Annotated in this window: 19 protein-coding genes; 13 read left to right on the forward strand and 6 right to left on the reverse strand. The window is 43.5% G+C overall.

Annotation, left to right across the window (positions count from 1 at the left end; genetic code table 11):
• Nucleotide 1: 1 nt before the first annotated feature.
• Nucleotides 2–388, reverse strand: coding sequence for a RidA family protein (locus tag GPUN_RS00700; RefSeq protein ID WP_006002399.1), 387 nt, complete (start codon nucleotides 386–388; stop codon nucleotides 2–4).
• A 191-nt stretch (nucleotides 389–579) separates the two neighbouring features.
• On the opposite strand from GPUN_RS00700, the gene GPUN_RS00705 reads away from it, so the two are divergent.
• Nucleotides 580–1,176 carry a DUF502 domain-containing protein gene (locus tag GPUN_RS00705; RefSeq protein ID WP_006002400.1) on the forward strand — a complete coding sequence of 199 codons (597 nt, stop codon included), beginning with the start codon at nucleotides 580–582 and terminating at the stop codon, nucleotides 1,174–1,176.
• A 21-nt stretch (nucleotides 1,177–1,197) separates the two neighbouring features.
• Here the strand turns inward: GPUN_RS00705 and spoT are convergent, their stop codons facing one another.
• Together spoT and rpoZ are read right to left on the reverse strand one after the other, a co-directional pair.
• Nucleotides 1,198–3,321, reverse strand: a complete 2,124-nt coding sequence (gene spoT / locus GPUN_RS00710) for a bifunctional GTP diphosphokinase/guanosine-3',5'-bis pyrophosphate 3'-pyrophosphohydrolase (RefSeq protein ID WP_006002401.1) — start codon at nucleotides 3,319–3,321, stop codon at nucleotides 1,198–1,200.
• A 153-nt stretch (nucleotides 3,322–3,474) separates the two neighbouring features.
• Nucleotides 3,475–3,747, reverse strand: a complete 273-nt coding sequence (rpoZ, locus tag GPUN_RS00715; RefSeq protein ID WP_006002402.1) for a DNA-directed RNA polymerase subunit omega — start codon at nucleotides 3,745–3,747, stop codon at nucleotides 3,475–3,477.
• A 412-nt stretch (nucleotides 3,748–4,159) separates the two neighbouring features.
• Between rpoZ and GPUN_RS00720 the strand changes: the two genes are divergently transcribed.
• The gene (locus tag GPUN_RS00720; protein WP_006002404.1) at nucleotides 4,160–4,711 is read left to right on the forward strand and encodes a peroxiredoxin family protein; all 552 of its coding nucleotides are present in this window, start codon (nucleotides 4,160–4,162) and stop codon (nucleotides 4,709–4,711) included.
• Nucleotides 4,712–4,772: 61 nt separating this feature from the next.
• Here GPUN_RS00720 and gmk read toward each other — a convergent pair whose 3' ends face one another.
• Nucleotides 4,773–5,414, reverse strand: coding sequence for a guanylate kinase (gene gmk / locus GPUN_RS00725; protein WP_006002405.1), 642 nt, complete (start codon nucleotides 5,412–5,414; stop codon nucleotides 4,773–4,775).
• A gap of 257 nt (nucleotides 5,415–5,671) precedes the next feature.
• On the opposite strand from gmk, the gene GPUN_RS14700 reads away from it, so the two are divergent.
• The 9 genes from GPUN_RS14700 to nagZ all read left to right on the forward strand — a co-directional run bounded on the left by GPUN_RS14700 (nucleotide 5,672) and on the right by nagZ (nucleotide 14,353).
• Complete coding sequence (locus GPUN_RS14700) at nucleotides 5,672–5,797, forward strand: frataxin family protein (RefSeq protein WP_006002406.1); 126 nt, start codon at nucleotides 5,672–5,674, stop codon at nucleotides 5,795–5,797.
• Entirely contained in the window at nucleotides 5,794–6,483 is a 690-nt protein-coding gene (locus tag GPUN_RS00730) for an alpha/beta hydrolase (protein ID WP_006002408.1), read from the forward strand. Before GPUN_RS14700 ends, GPUN_RS00730 begins: the two co-directional genes overlap by 4 nt.
• A 35-nt stretch (nucleotides 6,484–6,518) precedes the next feature.
• Nucleotides 6,519–7,493 (forward strand): hydroxymethylbilane synthase, encoded by a 975-nt coding sequence (hemC, locus tag GPUN_RS00735; protein WP_006002410.1) that lies wholly within the window; start codon nucleotides 6,519–6,521, stop codon nucleotides 7,491–7,493.
• A gap of 15 nt (nucleotides 7,494–7,508) precedes the next feature.
• Complete coding sequence (locus GPUN_RS00740; RefSeq protein WP_006002413.1) at nucleotides 7,509–8,255, forward strand: uroporphyrinogen-III synthase; 747 nt, start codon at nucleotides 7,509–7,511, stop codon at nucleotides 8,253–8,255.
• The gene (locus GPUN_RS00745; protein WP_006002415.1) at nucleotides 8,252–9,526 is read left to right on the forward strand and encodes a uroporphyrinogen-III C-methyltransferase; all 1,275 of its coding nucleotides are present in this window, start codon (nucleotides 8,252–8,254) and stop codon (nucleotides 9,524–9,526) included. The genes GPUN_RS00740 and GPUN_RS00745 overlap by 4 nt, the downstream gene beginning before the upstream one ends.
• Nucleotides 9,523–10,677, forward strand: a complete 1,155-nt coding sequence (locus tag GPUN_RS00750; RefSeq protein ID WP_006002416.1) for a heme biosynthesis protein HemY — start codon at nucleotides 9,523–9,525, stop codon at nucleotides 10,675–10,677. The genes GPUN_RS00745 and GPUN_RS00750 overlap by 4 nt, the downstream gene beginning before the upstream one ends.
• Nucleotides 10,678–10,811: 134 nt before the next feature.
• Nucleotides 10,812–11,939: an alpha/beta hydrolase gene (locus GPUN_RS00755; RefSeq protein ID WP_006002418.1), complete on the forward strand. Its 1,128-nt coding sequence runs from the start codon at nucleotides 10,812–10,814 to the stop codon at nucleotides 11,937–11,939.
• Nucleotides 11,940–11,968: 29 nt separating this feature from the next.
• Nucleotides 11,969–13,285 (forward strand): anhydro-N-acetylmuramic acid kinase, encoded by a 1,317-nt coding sequence (locus GPUN_RS00760; RefSeq protein WP_006002419.1) that lies wholly within the window; start codon nucleotides 11,969–11,971, stop codon nucleotides 13,283–13,285.
• Between the two features lie 51 nt (nucleotides 13,286–13,336).
• The gene (gene nagZ, locus GPUN_RS00765) at nucleotides 13,337–14,353 is read left to right on the forward strand and encodes a beta-N-acetylhexosaminidase (protein WP_006002421.1); all 1,017 of its coding nucleotides are present in this window, start codon (nucleotides 13,337–13,339) and stop codon (nucleotides 14,351–14,353) included.
• Between the two features lie 113 nt (nucleotides 14,354–14,466).
• On the opposite strand, the gene GPUN_RS00770 is transcribed toward nagZ, so the two are convergent.
• Nucleotides 14,467–15,852 carry a M28 family peptidase gene (locus tag GPUN_RS00770; RefSeq protein ID WP_051987259.1) on the reverse strand — a complete coding sequence of 462 codons (1,386 nt, stop codon included), beginning with the start codon at nucleotides 15,850–15,852 and terminating at the stop codon, nucleotides 14,467–14,469.
• Nucleotides 15,853–16,012: 160 nt separating this feature from the next.
• Entirely contained in the window at nucleotides 16,013–16,381 is a 369-nt protein-coding gene (locus GPUN_RS00775; protein WP_006002426.1) for an MmcQ/YjbR family DNA-binding protein, read from the reverse strand.
• A gap of 762 nt (nucleotides 16,382–17,143) precedes the next feature.
• Here GPUN_RS00775 and GPUN_RS14705 point away from each other — a divergent pair.
• Together GPUN_RS14705 and GPUN_RS00785 are read left to right on the forward strand one after the other, a co-directional pair.
• A complete protein-coding gene (locus tag GPUN_RS14705; RefSeq protein WP_081483870.1) occupies nucleotides 17,144–17,491 on the forward strand; it encodes a winged helix-turn-helix domain-containing protein in 348 nt (115 codons plus the stop codon).
• Between the two features lie 282 nt (nucleotides 17,492–17,773).
• Nucleotides 17,774–18,853, forward strand: coding sequence for a homocysteine S-methyltransferase family protein (locus GPUN_RS00785; protein WP_006002430.1), 1,080 nt, complete (start codon nucleotides 17,774–17,776; stop codon nucleotides 18,851–18,853).
• Nucleotides 18,854–19,060 lie beyond the last annotated feature (207 nt).

The following is a 19,060-nucleotide window of genomic DNA, read 5'->3' on the forward strand; positions in this document are numbered from 1 at the left end:
TTTACTCAGGCAATACCATTACCGCATCAATCTCTATTTGAGAGCCTTTTGGTAGCGCGCTCACCTGCACCGCTGCGCGCGCTGGGTAGGGTTCTTCAAAGTAACGGGCCATTACTTCATTCACTTTGGCAAACTGACCTAAGTCGATTAAGAATATATTCACTTTTACTAAATGAGACATAGTGCCGCCGGCTGCCTCAATAACCGCCTGCATATTTTCAAACACCTGTACCGCTTGTGCTTCAAAGTCTTCTGAGACCATCTCCATAGTGCTAGGAACGAGGGGGATTTGCCCCGACAGATAAACCGTATTACCGGCTTTAACCGCTTGACTGTAAGTGCCAATAGCGGCGGGAGCATTGTTGGTTTGAATTACTGATTTAGACATATTTTCTCGGCTTTCATAAGTGGTTTTTAATCAGTGGCTAAGTTTATAACAAAATAGCCAATAAGCTTAATATTATTTCTGTAAACGCGCTTTAGCGCCCCACAATAAAAAGTGGTTATACTGCGCATTTTTGCGCTAAAGTACTGGGCTTGCCATTACTACACTTATTTCACTAAAGGATACACTACACAATGTTTAACAAATTTGTTTTGTTGACGCTAAAAGGTCTCTTTACAGTGCTGCCTTTCGCCATTACTTTTTACTTAATAATATGGGTAGCCACCAGCACAGAAAGTTTACTTTCACCTTATTTACCCGAGCATTACTACTTTCCGGGCCTGGGTCTTATTACTATTATTGCCAGTTTAGCGATTATTGGCCTAATGGTGAATGCCTATATCGTCACCATTATGATTAATGCAGGCCAAGGCTTGATTGAGCGCGTACCGGTGGTCAAAACGCTTTTTGGCGCCACAAAAGATGCGGTAGAGTTATTTCAAATCAAAAAAGATACTGGCACCAAAAAAGCGGTTACGGTAGAAGTAAGTGAAGGCGTTCGTTTAATTGGCTTTATTACTAACGATAAAGTGGCTAAAAAACTTTTCCCGACTGAGGATAAAGTAGCGGTTTATTTACCGATGAGTTACCAACTCGGCGGGTATACGTTGTATGTAGACCCGTCAAAAGTAAGCGATTTAAATGTAGATGTTGAAACTGCGATGCGCATAGCGGTCACCGGCGGCAGCTCTATGCCTAAAAGCGTCGCTAGCGCTACTGAAAAGAAGTAGCGCGCAAAGCTTACACCCTGCCTACGATGTTTTAACTTTAGTTTTGGGCTTACTGTGACGGGACACTTTTTGCAGTTCAGGCAAAATACGAATTTTTCGCATAATATTCGCAAAATGTATACGGTTGCGCGTGGTCATTTCTATATCCACCACCAGCAGGTTGTCTTCTCGGTCATGAGTTTGCATATTAATAATTGAGGAGTCGCACGAGGCTATTGCCGCGGTTAGCGAAGCGAGCGTGCCTTGCTGATTAAGCGCTTCAACTCGTACCGAGGCTTTAAAATCTCCTTGCGCATTGCTGTCCCATAGCATCGGTAATACACGCTGAGGCTCTTCTTTGGCAATTTTGCGGATATTGCTACAGCCCGTTTGGTGAATAACAACCCCCTTTCCGGGGCTTAATATAGCCACAATTTCGTCGTCGGGAATGGGGTGACAGCAGCGTGAAAAGTGCACCATTAGCCCTTCCGTGCCGCGAATAGAAACGGTGCTCTTTTTACCTGGTATTTCGGTGTTATCGCCCACTAAACGGCGCGCTATCATTGCACTAATTTCGTTACCCATGCCGATATTAGCCAACAGCTCCTCAAAACTAGTGGATTTTGTTTCTTCTACCACGCGGTCTATATCGGCTTGCGCTATTTCATCTAGCTTAATCATGCCCAATGCGTGGCGCAGTAAACGGTTACCCATATTTGTAGCGTCGTCTGCATGCTGACGTTTTAAGAAATGACGAATGCTAGAGCGTGCTTTAGCACTCACCACAAAATTCAGCCAGTTTGCGTTAGGCTTTGCGCGAGGTGAGGTAATAATTTCCACACTTTGACCGTTTTCAAGCGGTGCGCTAAGCGAATAGTTGCGGTGATCAACACGCGCCCCTACGCAGGTATCACCAACGCCAGAATGCACAGCGTAAGCAAAGTCAACTGCGGTTGCCCCAGTGGGTAATTCGATAATTTTGCCTTTTGGAGAGAAAACATAAATCTCGTCGGGAAATAAGTCGGACTTTACCGTTTCAATAAATTCAACCGACGTACTGGCATTTTGCTGCAGTTCAACTAATGACTGCATCCACTGATTTACACGCAGCTGAGAATTGTTGTCTTGCTCGCCGTTTTCTTTATAGTGCCAGTGCGCCGCTATTCCCTTGTCGGCCATGTGGTCCATTTCCTCGGTGCGAATTTGCACTTCAACCGGAATGCCATGGGGGCCTTTTAAAGAGGTATGCAAAGATTGATAGCCGTTACTACGGGGAATGGCTATGTAGTCTTTGAATCGGTTTTCGATGGGCTTGTAAATGCCATGGATTGCGCCCAGCACGCGATAACAATTGTCGACGGAATCGACAATAATACGAAAGCCATAAATATCCATTACTTCATTAAACGACAGCTCTTTGCTGCGCATTTTGCTATAAATAGAATATAAATGTTTTTCACGGCCCTGCACTCTGCCGTTAATGTTGTATTTCTTTAACCTGTTGCTTAAATCTTGCTGAGTGCGCTCTATAATTTCTTTGCGGTTGCCGCGGGCTTGGTTAACTGCACTTTTGAGCGCTCTGTAGCGCATAGGGTACATAGCTTGAAAGCCTAAATCTTCAAGCTCGTTCTTGATGTCGTAAATACCCAAGCGGTGCGCGAGCGGTGAATAGATCTCAAGGGTTTCTAGCGCAATACGACGACGTTTTTCAGGTCTTAGCGAGCCTAACGTGCGCATGTTGTGCGTTCGGTCTGACAGCTTAATCAAAATAACGCGAATGTCTTTGACCATCGCCATCAGCATTTTACGGAAGTTTTCTGCTTGCGCTTCTTGTTTTGAGCTAAATTTAAGTTTATCGAGCTTACTGACGCCTTCCACTAGTTCAGCCACAGTCTCACCAAACGCCAAGCTCAAATCTTCTTTACTATATTCAGTATCTTCTATAACGTCGTGCAGCAGCGCCGCCATAATCGTTTCATGGTCAAGCCTCATGTCGGCTAAAATACTGCTTACCGCTACAGGATGGGTAATGTAGGGGTCACCACTAGAACGGGTTTGTCCTTCGTGCGCGTCGCGGGCTAAAATATAAGAAGCACGCACGTAATCTACCTGCTGCTGTGACAAGTACGCACTAATCTTCTTCTCTAAGCCTTCAAATAAATACACCTAAGTCCATCACCGTTATAAAAATTGTCTATACGCTATAGAATACGTTTATTTTAGTGCTTTGCACAACAAAAAAACGCCGATTTTAGTCGGCGTTTTTAATATTTTCCTATTAGCCTGTAAAGTATTTATTTTACAGCCCGACAAACGCGATTAGTTGTTCGCTAGTATACTTGCAACAGAGGCAAACTCAGCCGCTTCTTGCTCGCGTTCGTCTTGTAATTCAGTTTGCTCAACAGTTTTGGCTGTTACAAAACCCTGTTCAATTTCACGCAGAGCGATTACCGTAGGCTTATCGTTCATGGGATCTACCATTGGCTCTTTGCCTTCAATCGCTAGCTGACGGGCGCGTTTAGCGGCCACTAATACTAGATCAAAGCGATTACCAATTTGGTCTACCGCGTCTTCTACTGTTACACGTGCCATTAAGAGCTCCGTTTTGCGTTAATTTTTAAAAATGGTGCGAAAGTATACTGTACTTCTCAACTTTAATATAGCTTATTGTACTATTTACCAGCAATTCTCGGTAAACAACGCAATATAGTCCACGTGTCACTAGAAACAAGCGCTGAGTTGTAATCAAGTTTTTGTAAATATTGCATTGTGCTCCGCTTGGCCTGTAAAAATTTCAAAAAGGCTCACTAATCATAAAAATTATCCTTTCTTTTTCAACCGCTTATTTTTGGCACGATTATCGCACGACAGAATCGCGTGACAGATTCGCATGACAGAGTTGTGACAACACAACAGATAGCAATACGATAGAACAAACGAGTTACGCCTTCAGTTATACATTTTTGCTAGCTCGTTTTTAATTAATTTAGGAGGATCAACAATTATGATTAGTTTTAAGCCGGGTGATACGTTTCCAGATGTGCAGGTAAAAACGAAAGACTCAGAAGAAACATCCCTTATTCCACGCCTTAACGAAATATCTGGTCAAACCAATGACTCAGATTGGTACGCTATTTTCGTTTATCGCGGCAAACATTGCCCAATCTGTGCCAAATATTTAAATATGCTACAAGACAAGCTAGATGCATTTAAAAAAATAAATCTTAATATCATTGCAGTTTCAGCTGACTCTATAGAGCAGCTAAACGCATTTTACACAGACCATATTAGCGACGTAGAGTATCCGGTATTCGCAGGATTAACGGTTGACGTGATGCAAAACATGGGGCTTTATTTGTCTAAGCCTCTGTCGGGCAAAGAGACAGATCATATATTTCCTGAGCCAGCGCTATTTGTAGTCAATCCAAAAAGAGAGATACAAATAGTTGAAAAATCAAATGCTCCCTTCACGCGCCCTGAAATAGACCAGCTATTAAGTGGCATTGAATTTTCCCAGAAAAACGATTATCCCATAAGAGGTGATTTTACTGTTTAGCGTGTGACGGATGACGTGTGATGGTAAAATGCACGCCTTTAAAAGTCGATTGCTTTAACCATTACTGCTTAAGTAAAGAAGCAAGCAGATCTTTGTGTCGGACTTGCTGCTGTGCTAAGCCTAAACTATGAGACTTGACGATAGTAATGAGCTGCTCTAAAGCATCGGTAAAGTTGTCATTAACAATGACATAGTCAAACTCAGTGTAGTGTGACATTTCTTGCTGCGCCTGTTGCATGCGGCTGTCTATTACGCTGTCGCTGTCGCTACCGCGGCTCACTAAGCGCACGTATAACTCTTCTTTTGAAGGAGGCAATATATAAATAGACACCACCTCAGGATTTATCTTTTTAATTTGGCGAGCGCCCTGCCAGTCAATGTCTAAAAGTACGTCAATACCCTGCGACAATTTATCACTAATGGCGACTCGCGAAGTCCCGTAGTAGTTTTCAAACACCTTTGCGTGCTCGTAAAAGGCTTCTTGCAATACCATCTGCGTAAATTGCTCTACCGTTATATAGTGATAGTGTTCACCGTTTACCTCACCTTCGCGCTTCAAGCGAGTGGTGTGGGAAACCGACAACTGCGCCGCATTAAGTAAATGGCCTTCTTGTGCACGCTGCAGCAGAGCACTAATTAAGCTCGACTTTCCTGCCCCCGACGGCGCAGCTACTATAAAAAGATTTGCGTTAGCACTTGCCATAAGACCCTACTGTTTGTTAAATAGACCAAGCCCAAATTGCTGGGCACTTGAAGTGGATACTGGCGCTTGTTAATAATCGATCCAAATATCTGCACTAAAGTCTGTGCTTTTGTTTGTCCGTTAGTTGGTCTCTTATGCTACCATAGCGACGTGCAAATTGGACAATATGAACGCTGTTGTTCATATATTTTGGTCATAAAAGTAGCGCCCTTACCCTTCAATAATTTAGGCTTGAATATTAAGGTCGTGAAAATTGTATGAAAGAAAGCGTTTATCATCAACTTATTGATGATTTGTTTATCGGCATTGAAGAAGCGCTTGACACACTTGTCGCACTTGACACACTTGACAGACTGCGCAATTTTAAGGAATTATCTGCATGACTAGTAACACCTCTTCACGTGTACTTTTACCCAGCGTGGATGTTGCCCCTAACACTGCGCACAAATCGACTATAATCTGGCTGCATGGTTTAGGCGATTCAGGCGATGGTTTTGCCCCTATCGCGCCGCAGCTTAAGCTTGATCCCAGCTTGGGCGTAAAATTCATATTCCCGCATGCTCCAGAGCGCGCGGTAACGATTAACAACGGCATGAAAATGCGTGCTTGGTATGACATAAAAAGCGCCGACATGGGCAGTCGTGCCGACATAGAAGGCGTACTTGAATCGAGCGAGCAGGTTAAGCAACTTATTCAAAATGAAATAGCAAACGGCATTCCTGCACATAAAATTATGCTTATTGGCTTTTCGCAAGGCGGCGTAATTGCGCTGCATTTAGGTACGCGTTTTGAAAGTTCGCTGGCAGGTATTGCTGCTTTGTCTACCTATATGTGTGCACCAAATTCTCTGGCCAGCGAAAAACACGCCGCCAATCAGCAAACGCCAATTTTGTGCTGTCATGGTTCTCAAGATCAAATGGTTCCCATGTCCCAAGGTAAAATAGCCTACAGCACACTGCAAGACAACGGCTATAATGCGCTGTTCAAAGAATACCCCATGCAGCACAGCGTATGTATGGAAGAAGTGCAGGACATCGCAACATTTATAACGGCACAGTTGTCAAAATAAAGCATGTTTGAACCAAACGGGATCTGATAAGCACTATGCAAAAAACAAGTATGCAAACAACAAAATCGGTCATAAGAATTGCCACGCGTAAAAGCGATTTAGCCATGTGGCAGGCCCATTATGTGCAAGACCAGTTACTCAAACACTTCCCAAACTTGACCATAGAGCTGGTGCCAATGTCGACCCAAGGCGATAGAATTCTTGATTCACCACTGGCGAAAATTGGCGGTAAAGGCCTCTTCATCAAAGAATTAGAAGTGGCCATGCAAGACGGTTTAGCCGATTTAGCCGTGCATTCTATGAAAGATATACCCGTTGCTTTTCCTGATGAATTTGGCCTGCACTGTATTTGTGAGCGTGAAAACCCTTTTGATGCGTTCGTATCAAACGCCTTTGCGCGTTTTGATGACCTGCCCCAAGGTGCTGTAGTAGGGACCTCAAGCCTGCGCAGACAGGCGCAGCTAAAAGCAGTTCGACCTGATCTGACCATTAAAGATTTACGCGGCAATGTTAATACCCGTTTACACAAGCTCGACAAGGGAGAATACGACGCGATTATTCTTGCTGCGGCCGGCTTAATTCGACTAGATATGAAAGCCCGTATTAAACATGAGCTTGATCCCTTAATGTGCTTGCCTGCCGTTGGCCAAGGCGCGGTTGGCATTGAATGTAGAAATGACGACGAAGCCCTAATTGCCATGCTGCAAAAACTCAATCATAGCGAAACCGCCCTGCGCGTTAGCGCAGAACGTGCTATGAACGCAAAGCTGTTGGGCGGTTGCCAAGTGCCTATAGGCAGCTTTGCACAATTTAGCTATGGCGATAAAAAGGGCATTGGAGAGCTGTCGATGAGCGCATTAGTTGCCTCGCCAGATGGCACAAAAATACTGAAAACTAGCGCTAAAATAAACTGTGCAGTAGACGACATTGCCGCGGCCAAAAAAGTCGGCGTTAGTCTGGCCGATGCGCTACTTTCTCAAGGTGCAAGGGCCATTCTCGACGCCTTATAAATTAGGTATATCCGCATGATTTTTTTGATTGCTAGGCCTGCTCAGAAAGCTAAGCAAACTGCGCTTTTCTTTCAGCAGCACAATCTAAACGCACAAGCGCTTGGACTGATTGACATAAAACTGGCGACAACTCACGCCTACCTTGCACAATTGAATGCGGCAAATCCCAGCTGTATTATTGTTACTTCAAGCTATGCGGCGCAGTGGCTACTGCGCGCTACGCAAAGCGCTGAGACGCGCCTAAATTTCAAGCAAATTAATTTTGTATGTGTGGGCAGTGCCAGCGCCGCATTAATCGCCAATATTGCCGATAAATCCAGATTATTTACCGCGTCACCTGAAAACTCGGAGGGTGTGCTCAACGCATCGTGTTTACGCATGGTAAACAATGCAAATATCGTTATACTAAAAGGCAAAGGCGGGCGAAATTTAATTGCCGATTCGCTTTACCAAAAAAATGCCAATATTGTTGAGTTACACGTTTATGAACGCATCGCCAATATGTCAGCAATTCATGCATTTTCTTTTGAGACCAGTAAAATTAGGTGTATTATTGCCACCAGTATTGAAATTACCGAACTTCTATTGGCCAACCTAGACCGCACTTACTTGCAAACTTGTGTGTGGATAGTCGCCAGCGAACGGATAAAAGCATATGCTTGTGCACATGGCATTGAACAAATTTTGCTTAGCCAAGGTGCCAGTAATCAGGCCCTGCTAAACTGCGCCAATCAATTAGTGAACACCAGGAGTTGCACGTGACTAAACCAACCCAATCACCAAAAGACAAGCCCAAAGAGATTGAAGACGCCACGGTAATTAAAGACACTACAAAGCCGTCAGCTACCGCGGTTGATAAAAAAACGGATACGCCTGCTAAGACCGGTGCACTGTGGTTTTTTACGAGTATAAACTTACTTATACTAATACTGATTTGTGCAGCTGCGTACTGGTACTACACACAAATACTAGGCTCTGAGACAATCAAACAAGCCGACATCGCTGCCCTTAAACAAGACTTTAAAGCGCAATCTCGTCGCGTAGAGTCTGATCTGAGTCAGCTAAAGCAAAGCGCACAAAGCCTTGAAAACAATATAGTTAGCGTGAAACAAGCAGGCTCACAAAATGTATTGAATGCAGAAAGTCAGCTCACCCAAAAAATGACAAATGTGCAAAATGAACTCATTCAAAAAATGACGAATGTGCAACAAGAACAAGTCCAAGTAAACCGTGACGCCGCCGCGATAAACAAACGTTTAGATGAAATGTCAAGCCGCAGGCCGTCTGACTGGCTATTAGCTGAGGCGAATTACTTAGTGAATATGGCGGGGCGAAAGCTTTACTTAGAAAATGACGTACGCACCGCCATCACCTTACTAAGAGAAGCAGACGCGCGCTTAAACGATTTGAACGACCCGTCATTATTTCCTGTTAGAGCCTTAATTTCAGCCGACGTTCAAGCCTTAGCCCAAATTAACGCGGTGTCAACCAACTCTATTGCTTTGGCATTAGAAGCAATGCTACCGAACTTAAGTAAACTGCCCTTAGATACACTGCAACTGCCTGAAAATACTGATTTAACCGACTTAAGCCTAAGTGAAGACGTACGCGACTGGCGTTTAAATCTTAAAAAGACGTGGCAGTCTATCGTAAACGATCTTATTTCGATTGATTATGTGAACCAGCCGCTTGAGCCATATTTAGCCCAGCGTCAGCAGTGGCTAATTGAGCAGCAGCTTAATTTTGCCTTAACCCAAGCGCAGAGCGCTGCCTTAAATGAGCAAGTAGCGTTTTATCGCTCAGCAATACAGCGCAGTATTAGTTTACTGGTAGAACACTATCAAGTGGATAATACGCAGGTCAGTCAACTTTTAGTCGCCCTACAAGAGCTGCAAAATATCGATTTTTCAAGGCAGTATCCATCAAGCCTTTCCTCGCAGGCTTCACTCAAAGCGATTATTGAAAAACGTATAGAAGGGCTCTACAACAATTCCAAAACGCCTGTTGATGATACCTTGAGTAAGCAATTATGATTAGATTTATTGTCTGTATTGCCATTTTTTTAGGTTTACTGTTTTTGGGCTATACACTAACGGCAATTGAAGGCCGCATAATTATCGATTTCGCGGGCACCATTATTCAGGCTTCCTTACTCGGTGGCTTCATTGCAGTGGTACTGCTAGTTTTGACGCTCTGGCTAAGCCTGTGGGTAATTAAAAAGTTCGTTGGATTAGCCACTGGTTCACGCACATGGATTGGCCGTTTGTCAAAACGCCAGCAAAACCAGGCGTTTTATCAAAGCATAAATGCGATGTTAATGAATGAACAGCAAGCGGCACTAAACCTTATTCGCAAAACCAAAAAAGGTAATTTTGAAGGCAGTAATTACTTAATTGCCGCCGAGCTTGAACGCCAAGCCGGCAATCTGCAACAAGCCCAAGCTGACTTAATAAGCGCAATGGACTTCCCCAAAGCTGAACCACTTGCCTTAATGAAGCAGGCTGAAATATGTTTGCTTAATAATAAAAGCGAAGAAGCCATGAACCTGCTAAGCAGTGTTACGGGTAAAATTCGCAACACTAAATCTTTTATTAGCCTTAAATTGCAGGTATTAAAAGGCCTTAGCGATTGGCCACAAATTCAAGCCTTAGCAAAACAGAATAAAAGATTGCTGGGCGATGACTATTTTACCTGGGCAACTCAATGGACTACTGGCGAATTTGCCGCTATTGCCAGTAAGCATGGAGCCAACGCCTTAACAGCGCATTGGCAGCAGCTAAGCCGCAGCGAGCGTAAAGACCAAGCTAATCAGCTTATTTATTTGCAGCTATTGATTGACCAAGGCCAATCGGCCGAGGCAGAAAAAGAGCTTGTGGCTGTTGCAAGTAAGCAGCAGCATAAAGGCTATTTCAAATTATTCAAACAGCTTAACCATCCTAACCCAACGCTGGCCATTACATTTATTGAGCAAGAGATAAAGAAAAGTCCTGACGAAGCCGGGCTTTATTCAGTGCTAGCTAACTTGGCCTACAACACAGGTGATTATGCACTCGCCAAAAAAGCCGTAAGCAAAGCCCTAGATCTTGATGGTAGCGCAAGCGACAAGGCCTTATTAGCCTGCATTCTTGAAAAAAGTAATAATTTTGAGCAAGCCAATATTGTGTATAAAGGATTACTACAATAATCTGCTTGTTGCGGCAAGCCTTTCTTAGCCGCTTCTTGCGCTAACAACAGATAAATTTTGCCTTACGCTTGAAATTGAGTATGCTTTAAGATCAGCATTTTTTTCTTCATATCAAATGTCAGAGGGAGTTGCATATGTACTTAGTTACCAACAGATCTGTTTCAAACGGCACTACCATAAGAGTATTTGGCGATAAACCGAATGCTAAGGGCCCAAACGAACTTAGGATTGTAGAGGTCAACGAAGTAAATAAGAAATGGAAAGTGTCTGCGATAAAAGATGCATTAACACCCGCCCAAGTAAAGAAACTTGCCAAAGATCACCACCTAACTATAGATACCAGTTTGCCATGGCATGGATCCTTAGAAGTAGCCTGTAAGCTTTTTACCCAAGCGAGCGAAGAAAATAAAGCGATTCTTTTCTTTGTACACGGATACAACAACGATGTGTCAGATGTATTGCGCGCAGCACAGCAACTAGAGGCCCTTTATGACGTTATTGTGGTGCCGTTTACGTGGCCAGCCAACGGCGGCGGTGCTGTTTCTGGCACAGCTTCATACCTAAGTGATAAAGCAGATGCTAGAGCATCATCTGGCGCATTTAATAGATTTGTTGGCAAAATTCACTACTTTCACACCCTGCTTAGTGAAACCAATCTACTTAGCATTAAGCACAAGGTAGGAGCCAAGTATAAAGGTAATAAAAACCCAATGGCAGCTGCAGCACTTTATAGTGAACTGGTCAGTAAAGTATGCACTGTCAAAATAAACTTGCTTTGTCACAGCATGGGTAATTATTTACTCAAGCATTCTCTAATGACAAGCGACAACGTCACGAGTCAACTTGTCTTTGACAATATAAACTTAGTCGCCGCTGACACCAACAACAAACATCATGCAAACTGGGCTGACACTATAGACGTTCGCAATCGCATTCATGTGGTCATAAACGAAAACGATGCAGCACTAAGCGCCTCGCGTGTCAAACCAGGCAAAGAACAAAGAGCCCGCCTTGGTCAGTATTTGAAAAACCTGAACAGCAAGCATGTTGTATATATTGATGTAAGCGAAGCAAACGAAGTGGGAAACAAACACAGCTACTATATAAGCGATGCAGCTACTAAAAACGCTGAATTGCAGGCGGTATTTAATGACATGTTCAAAGGAAAAAGCGTTGAGAAGCGCTTGACTTATTTTGCCGCAGATAACTACTTTACGCTGCCTTATTATAAGAAACGAATCAATACTTGTGACATCATATAAATGAACTTAAGCTCACAGGAATTGTGCACATGAACGCAGCATTGACGACCCTTTCTACACTGAAAAGTAAAACGCGCATTATTGTGGGTTTAATGAGTGGCACTTCACTTGATGGCTTAGACATTGCGCTATGCGAAGTAAAAGGTCATGGCATCCATACACAACTAAGCGTTAAGCACTTTACCTGCGTGCCCTATGGCGACGAATATCTGAACAAAGTGCGCCCTTTGTTTGCCAACCCATTAGCCCCCCTGCATGAGGTCACAAAAGCAAATGCGTGGATTGCCCGAGAGCACGCAGCTATGGTGTTAGCGAGTCTTAAGCAATGGAATATTGAGCCTGCAAGCGTAGATATTCTGGCCAGCCACGGGCAAACCGTTTTTCATGCGCCCAAGACACTGCCAATGCCCCCTAATGCAGATGGCACCGCGGCGACTAGGGCTTCAGCAACACTTCAAATTGGCGACGGTTGTCACCTTGCTTATATTACGCAAATACTGACCGTAAGTGATTTCAGGCAAAAACATATTGCCGCGAGTGGCGAAGGTGCGCCATTAGTGCCCTATGCAGATTTCTTGTTATTTGCTAGCAGGCATGAAAACCGCATTCTATTAAACATTGGTGGCATTGCTAACTTCACGTATATACCTTGTGAAAATAGTTTTTCGGGGGTAGTAAGCGCTGACACCGGCCCCGGCAACACCTTAATGGATGTGGCCATTCGCCACGCCCAATATTTACAAACATCAGATGCTAATGCCACGTCACTACCGACCTTCAATCATGCGTATGATCAGAATGGAGATTTCGCTGCTAAAGGAATAATAGACGAAACCTTACTGTCGATATTTAACTTACAAGCAGCCTCATTAAACGATGCTTACCTAGGCGCGAATAAGTCCACCGGCCAAGAAAGTTATCATTTGAATTTTATGCTTGATGCAATACAAATGAACCAGACTTCTTTGCTAAAAAGCTTTCCGATAGTGGCACAAAGTTTTTGCGACTTGCTAGCAACCTTAACCATGTTTACCGCACAAAGCGTTAGTAAGGCGATAAACAAAGCTTGCTCACAGAATTTGCAAAAACACGGTGAAGATCACGCAGAAACGGTTTTGTATGTCAGCGGCGGCGGCGTTCATAATCTTGTTTTACGCAACAATATACAGCAGTGCTTGCCTAATATTAGCGTTAAGTCGGCTATCGAACTAGGTATTGATCCCGACGCTAAAGAAGCGGCCTTATTTGCCGTACTGGCCAATCAGACCTTGTTTGGCACTAGTGATGTATTTACTAATAGCGACAATATTCCCGCAACTTGCTTTGGTAAAATTAGTTTGCCCTAGCACAGGCATTCAAGCGCAATAGTAGTCATTTAATATAAAGGAGTAAATGCAGTGCCCAGCAACGTCATTGTAGGATGCAGTGCCACTAAGTTAACAGCGAGTGAGCGTGCTCTTTTTAGCGAACTACAGCCATGGGGAATTATCCTTTTTGCGCGAAATATAAGCAGTCCTGTACAAGTCACTGCCCTGATAGAAGACTGCAAAAAAGCGATGCAGCGCACCCAACTAATGGTTTTTATCGACCAAGAAGGCGGCCGCGTTTCACGCTTACCCAACACGCACTGGCGCATTCCCCCAAGCCCTACGGTATTTGCTACTATGTTCCAGCAAGATGCAGAGCTTGCTAAACGTGCCTGCTTGCTAAACGCCATGCTGACCGGCTTAGAGCTAAAGGCGCTGGGCATAAATGCAAACTGTGCCCCTATGCTTGATGTTCCACAAAAAAATGCCAGCAGCATTATTAGCGAGCGTGCCTTAGGACAAAATCCGCAAAGTGTCATCGCCTTAGGCAAGCAAATAGTCAATGGCCTAAAGCACGTTGGCGTAGCCCCTGTCATAAAACACATGCCTGGACATGGACGCGCCACCAGCGACAGTCATTTGGCGCTGGTGCAAGTAAACGCCTCGATCGATGACTTGCAAGCATGGGACTTTATGCCCTTTAACGCTTTTAATAATGAAGCCATGGCAATGACCGCGCACATCGTGTTCCAGCAAATAGACCCCGACCTACCCGCCACGGTCAGCCCCGTCGTGATTAACACCATTGTGCGCGGCTTAATTGGATTTGACGGCCTTATTATGACCGACGACATCAATATGCATGCACTATCGGGCACTGTTTCGTCGCGCGCGCAGCAAGCTTTTGGCGCAGGCTGCGATATCGTTTTACACTGCAGCGGAAAGCTCGACGAAATGGCATCGCTACTGCCAATAGCCAGTTGTATTGAAGGGAAAACCCTGCAAAGAACGATAGCCGCGCAAAATATAGCGTTTGAAGATATGTCTGATATATCTGCTGCTGATATAGAAAAAGAATTAGCGCACCTTATGAGAACGGCAAGCTAAACGGACTATTTGTACTAAAGACGACTACAAGTAAGCTTATAATGTAAAGCTTACTTGCAATCGTCTTAGATATGACACTACCGGATATTTTTCTTGCAGGATAAAAAGCTCAGTTAATCCTCTTCAGACCTTGTTTTTGCCTCAGGCCTAAAATCAGCAGTCGCGTCGGCAGCCAAATATGCGGTCACTGCATAGGCGGCGACGTTCTGCTTTAGCTCCTCGGGTATAATTTTATCTAGCGTGTCGTCTGGTGTGTGGTGATAATCAAAATAGTCCATACCGTTTTGTTCCAATCGAATGGTGGGCACACCTGCGCGCGCCATCGGAATTATATCTGGACCGCCTCCGGGTACATCACTGCCGCCGCGCACTATGCCTAAGGGCTCAAGAATTTTACCAATGGCATCAATCGTCGCATTAGCGTCTGGGTTCACATTAGAGACTAAGCGCCAAATAGTGCGCGCACCAAAATCTGACTCGGTAGCCAAAACATGATTATGTAGATTATCTGCATGCTTCTTGGCATAAGCAAAAGCGCCCAGTAATCCAACTTCTTCTGCGCCAAACATCACCACTCGAATAGTGCGTTTTGGCCTAGTGGGCAATTCGGCAATCAGTTTTGCAGCCGCAACGGTAATACCAATGCCTGCGCCGTCATCTAAAGCACCGGTTGCTTCGTCCCAACTGTCTAAGTGCCCGGCTATAAGCACAATTTCCTCTGGGCGCTCACTTCCAATCAAGTCCAAAATGACATTACCGCTGCTCACGTCACCTTTCCACTGTGCTGTTGAGGCTATGCTAACTTTCAAAGGCTCGCCTAGCTTATATAAGCGGCGTAGCTGATCCGCGTCAGGATTAGATAGTGCCACGACTGGAATACTGGCCCACTTGTCCTCTAAGGCACTCATCATGCCAGTGTGTGGAAAGCGCTGAGAGTTTGACCCCACAGACCTAATCATAAGGGCTAGGGCACCGCCGCGCTCGGCATGCTGCCAACCAACCCTACGCTTTTGATTTGATGGGCCATAACCGGCACCTGTTTGGCTGGGCACCATGAGGTCACCGTCGATGAACGCGACTTTACCTGCCAAATCGCCGCTTTTAACGTAAGCAATTTCATCAAGATTTCGAAAGTAGACAATAGGCGCATCAATATTATTGGTCGAAGCGCCTGAGCCACCTAAAGCTGTTGCGTATAGCTCTTGTGCATAAGGAGCACTTAGTGCGACCTTGAGTTCACCACGTACCCAATACGGCATGGTAAATTCTTCAACTGACACACGATCAAAACCGAGTTCCTTGCCAAGCTTTACGCCCCAGTCACGAGCGCGTTTTTCAGCCTCAGAGCCTGCCAGTCTTGGGCCAATTTCTGTGGTCAAAGATTCTACAATTTCATACGCTAAATCGCTTTTTAAGGCTTTTTCCATTAACGCTTGTGCATTTGCTTTTTGCTGCTCATTAATAAGATCTGTGGTGGTCGCTTTGGTATGCACGGTCATAAAGGCGATTGCTAAAGCCATAGCAAAGCCTGCATAAGATTGAACAATCGGAAGTTTCATAGCGTTCTCTTTAAGGAGATAGGAGTAAATATAGCGGTAGACGATAATACATATGCTTAGTGTATTCAACCGGTAGAATTTTAGTTTCCCTATTTAGCACTTAAGCGCCTTGATTAAGTCCAAGTTCCTTTTGTAGTTTTTTGCTAAAGCCTAAGGACACAAGGCGATACGACTCATCTAAATAATATATCAATTCTTCATCTAAAGAGGCTGGCGCGTTATATTGTTGTATCCACTTCATACCTCTAGAGGCCATGTAAGGCGCAGGTCGATAGCCAAGTTTATCACTTAAAAAGTAAAAATTAAGCGCAGAGGTTTTAAAGCTTATGCCTAAATGTCCAAGCTTGTCGATATTAGCCAGCGCAAATACCTTACCGCCTACTTTATATACACTAGACCCACCCCACTGCACTACATGGCTAGTGGCAGCTTTAGCCGCACAAAGCTGATTAAAAGATTCAATATTCATATTCGTTTACTCATCAAATGTAAATAAAAGCTAAGCTTATTCGAACTTTAGGTAAAAAAGAGCGGTGTGAAACACCTTTTCTTACCCCAAGTTAGCTTACTTCCAACACTGGCACATTCAAGACAAGTAGCCTGTTCAACACTTAATTGTTGCAGGATGGCTACAAAAATTTCGAATAAGGAACCTATTGAGGCGTGATTTCCCTGAAAGGCTTAGCATAAAGTCAGCTGCTGTCAACTGGCAACTGGCGACTGTATGCAGACTTAGAGCATCAAATCCTTAAAACTGTGGTAGAAAAAGGCTGCTAATTCCGCAATATTAAATACAAACCTCACCAGCACGCTGGGTATTCCAGTGCTTAGAAGATATTACCACTATGTACTGATCAGATCATCCGCCATTAGTGGTAAAATTACAAATACGCAATTAAAACATCATTTATTGCTTGGGTGAAAATATCAGAAAATTTATTTTTAAAGTGGATGTTGAATATCAGCTATTTATTATTTTTATAATTTTTTATAATTTTTTATAATTTTTTATAATTTTTTATAATTTTATATTTGTAGACACACCTTCGCCCGTTGTATAAACAGTACCCCGCAACAAAGAATGTTGTTATAATGCGGCAGGCCAGAGATGACTGATAAAAGGTTTTTAAAAAACAGGTATATAATTAATAACTCAGAATACATTAATGATGACATATCAATTATAGACACATTATATAAAATGGGTAATCAACCTAAATATCAGGTTAGTATGAGTCACAGTAATTCTATTTGTGTTGCGTTTTGTTTTAATTGTCCGTTTAAATACGATGATCTAATACTTTCAGAAGGGATTGTTGTAACCCGAATAAGTATTTCTATACATGGTGAAAAAAGCCAGATAAACCAAGCAAAATATAGGATGTTATGCGCGTTTCATCGGTATAAAGGGGAGGTGTTAAGTAGAGACTTTTTAGTTGAATATGTTTGGGGAGCACAAAATAAAGTCCTTAATAATGTAAATGTAACGATTTCACAATTACGAGGTCTGTTAAGGCATAGCGAGATAGAAATATTAACCATCCACGGACAAGGCTATTTGATGCTTAGTAAGGACTAGCGTAAGTACAAACTACGACTAGTATACCGTCTATTTTGGTTTAACTAGCAAATAGAACTTGTAAAGTTTATTTTAAACTCGCCGTTATTGCCAACTGCACGTTAACGTCTAAATCGACATACAAATGAGGCTGTAAAGTCAAGGTGCTTCGTGAGCCATTTCTGCTCGAATTACCCAATATGAAACTTGTACTTAAATACAATGAGCAACAATGACGACTGGTAGAAGGTAATGGATAATGCGTTCCGTTTTTAGTTGGCTATTTTTGAGTGAGTAGTCTAGGTGGAGGCCTGTCAAAAGTCGTATCGCTCTTTTGTTCTGGTTGAATTAGCAGGACACATCAATAAAGGCCCTGTAATTTGCGCAGAAGGGTTTCTTTTCGAATTAGAACGTCGCGGTTACTTAACAGCAGGTGAGTTTGTGCCAGAAGTTGCTTTGGAACACCCGGAAGTATTAGAGTCATTGCACCGTGATTTTCAGCGTGCAGGCTCTGATATCGTAGAAGCTTTTACTTACAATGGTCACCGTGAAAAAATGCGTGTTATCGGTAAAGAAGAGTTGCTAGAACCATTAAATCGTGCAGCGTTAAAAATTGCTAGAAAAGTAGCTGACAGCAAGCCAGGCAACCTTATGGCTGGTAACATCTCAAATACTAACATTTGGCATCCAACTGATACAAACAAGCAGCAGGAAGTGCGCAGCATGTTTGAAGAAATGGTTGGCTGGGCTGTTGAAGAAGGTGTGGATATTATTATTGGTGAAACTTTCTACTATGCAGAAGAAGCTTACACCGCATTAGAAGTGGCTAAGGCTAGTGGCTTACCAGTCATTATTACGTTGGCGCCAATGGCAAGCAACCAAATGCAAGACGGCGTAAGTGTAGTAGAGACTTGCGTAGAGCTTGAAAAACGTGGTGCAGATGTAGTTGGCTTAAACTGTTTTCGCGGTCCTCAAACGATGTTGCCATACCTCAAAGAAATACGTGCTGCGGTATCTTGCCATGTAGCCGCCTTGCCAATTCCTTACCGTACTAACGAAAAGGAGCCGACTTTCTTTAACTTATCTGACCACGATAGTTGTACTTGCCCTGCACCACATGGTCGTGCATTCCCGACAGCATTAGACCCGCTTTACTGTAACCGCTATGAGATTGGACAATTTGCAAAAGATGCCTATGCCCTAGGGATTAATTACTTAGGTGTTTGCTGTGGTGCGTCGCCAATGTTGCTTCGTCAAATGGCAGAAGCAGTAGGTATTACTACTGAAGCGAGTCGTTTTTCTGAAAATATGTCAAATCACTTTATGTACGGTTCTAACGAGCGTCTGCCTGAAAACATTAAAGCCTTAGGTGATAAAGCGTAAAGCATGCATAAACTACATATAAAGAAGTGTTAACCAATCTTAATAACTTTTATTCATCATGTTTGGTCAAGGCCTCATTACTCTTATCGGTGTATGGGGCCTGTGCGTTGTGTGGCGGTAAACCTTACTAAGGACCTCTTAGTAAAACAATCAGTAATTATCAAATCTGGTCCGAGCAAAATTTTAGGGCTTTGTTGGGTTTAATTG

Origin of the sequence: Glaciecola punicea ACAM 611 (assembly GCF_000252165.1) — a bacterium.
GTDB classification, from domain to species: Bacteria; Pseudomonadota; Gammaproteobacteria; order Enterobacterales; family Alteromonadaceae; genus Glaciecola; species Glaciecola punicea.